2 protein-coding genes are annotated in these 1,267 nt (G+C 39.5%); both read left to right on the top strand.

Annotation, left to right across the window (positions count from 1 at the left end):
- Window positions 1–67: 67 nt before the first annotated feature.
- A complete protein-coding gene (locus tag BM015_RS21260; protein ID WP_090663383.1) occupies window positions 68–334 on the top strand; it encodes a transposase in 267 nt (88 codons plus the stop codon).
- A 32-nt stretch (window positions 335–366) separates the two neighbouring features.
- Complete coding sequence (locus tag BM015_RS21255; RefSeq protein ID WP_090663381.1) at window positions 367–1,251, top strand: IS3 family transposase; 885 nt, start codon at window positions 367–369, stop codon at window positions 1,249–1,251.
- The last annotated feature ends 16 nt before the right edge of the window (window positions 1,252–1,267 follow it).

Here is a 1,267-nt window from a genome sequence, read left to right as displayed (position 1 = left end):
TGTAAGCTTCCCCAAAAACAGTACGTTTTGAAAGTAGACAGTAAAGTTTAATTTTAAAACGTAAGAAATGAAAAAAAGCACATTCAGTCCTGCGCAGATTGCAGGCATTTTAAAAGAGTTTGAAGGCGGTAAAACTGCCGAAGATATTACACGTCAATATGGAGTAAGTAAAGCTGCTTTATACAAGTGGCGTCAACGTTATGGGGGCATGGAAGCATCGGAATTGAAGCGGGTAAAAGAACTGGAAGAAGAGAATGCGCGGCTTAAACGTATGTATGCCAATCTTGCTATGGAACTTGATGTAGCTAAATACATTATTGAAAAAAAGCTCTGAAGCCTTGCGATAAAAGAACAGTAATAGAACAGGTGCATAAAGAGCGGCCCAAAGACATCAGCAAGGCGTGTCGCGTATTACAAATCAGCAGGAGCAGCCTGCATTATCAATCTGTAAAAGAAGATACCAGCATTATGGAACAGTTGCAAAAACTGGTAAAGGAGCATCCTGAAGAAGGCATGTGGATGTGTTATTACCGCTTACGTAACAGTGGCAATAAAGTAAATCACAAAAGAGTACATCGCATATATAAACAAATGGGGCTTTCTCTTCGCCGCAAGGTGAAGAAACGTTTGCCTGCAAGGGTAAAAGAGCCGCTTGATATACCACAAACTTTTACACATACCTGGAGTATAGATTTTATGAGCGATGCATTGAGTAATGGCAAAAAGTTCCGGTGCTTTAATGTAATAGATGATTATAACCGTGAAGTATTACACATAGAAACAGATTATTCACTTAAAAGCAGCAGGGTAATATGGGTACTGAAACATTTGGTAAACCGCTATGGCAAACCACAAAAAATCAGGATGGATAATGGTCCTGAATTTATTGCAGAGCTGGCACAAACATGGAGCTATGTAAATGGTATTGAATTTAAACACATCCAGCCAGGCAAGCCCACACAGAATGCCTTAATAGAAAGGTTTAACAGAACATACAGGCAAAATGTATTAGATGCTTATTTGTTTGAAACCATTGATGAGGTAAGAACAATAGCAGATAAATGGATACATGAATATAACCACCACAGACCGCACAGCGCCCTGGGTGGGCTATCGCCCATGATGTGGAAATGTGGACAGCAAGCACACGCACAAAGCTGCGCTTTTCCTGACCACATTACCACATCCGGTTATAATACTAATAATAATATTCAATCAACTGATTTAAAATCTACTTTTGATTCGTACTGAAAATGGGAAGCCTACA

Source organism: Parafilimonas terrae (assembly GCF_900115755.1).
GTDB lineage: Bacteria > Bacteroidota > Bacteroidia > Chitinophagales > Chitinophagaceae > Parafilimonas > Parafilimonas terrae.
The sequence above is the reverse complement of the archived record's forward strand: the minus strand, read 5'-3'. Positions and strand labels throughout refer to the sequence as shown.